Consider the following 570-nt stretch of genomic DNA (forward strand, 5'->3'; position numbering starts at 1 on the left):
CCGAGGCGATGGGCGACGCCAGCGGTACGGGCCGGGTCGGTGCTGGGGAGGGTCAGCAGCCGGTCGAGTGACTGCTGAGCCTCCTCCAGCCGCCCGGCATCGGCCAGCGCGCCGGTGAGGGCGGCCAGGTCGGTGGCGACCTCAGGATGGTCGGGGCCGTGCGCGGCGATGGCGGCGTCGAGTGCGGCCTGGTAGGAGGCGGCGGCATCGTGGGGGCGTCCGGCAGCGGCGTAGGCGCGCCCGAGGCGGTAGGCGGCGACCGCGGTCCAGGTCGGGTCGAGGCATTCTAGACCGAACAGACGGTCGAGTGACTGCTGTGCCTCCTCCAGCCGCCCGGCTTTTGCCTGTGCCGTGATACTGCTGACTAGGACCTTGACCACGTTGCTGCCCTCTTGGGCCTCTCTGGCGATGCGCAGCGCTCGGCCCAAGTAGGTCTCGGCTTCCTCGAACTGGCCGAGTGAGTGCAGCACGGCACCAAGGTTGGCCAGCGGCATCAGGGCCTGGGGGTGGTCGGGGCCGAAGTCGCGTTCGGCGATGGCCAGGGCGCGGCGCAGGTAGGGCTCGGCCTCA

The 570-nt window shown here is 71.8% G+C and carries 1 protein-coding gene; it reads right to left on the reverse strand.

Features of this window, described 5'->3' with window-relative positions; all coding sequences use genetic code 11:
- Nucleotides 1-570, reverse strand: a 570-nt coding sequence (locus tag BUB17_RS19360; protein WP_175561421.1) for a tetratricopeptide repeat protein, incomplete at both ends; no start/stop codon positions are given.

Origin of the sequence: Geodermatophilus obscurus (assembly GCF_900143215.1) — a bacterium.
Taxonomy (GTDB): Bacteria; Actinomycetota; Actinomycetes; order Mycobacteriales; family Geodermatophilaceae; genus Geodermatophilus; species Geodermatophilus obscurus_A.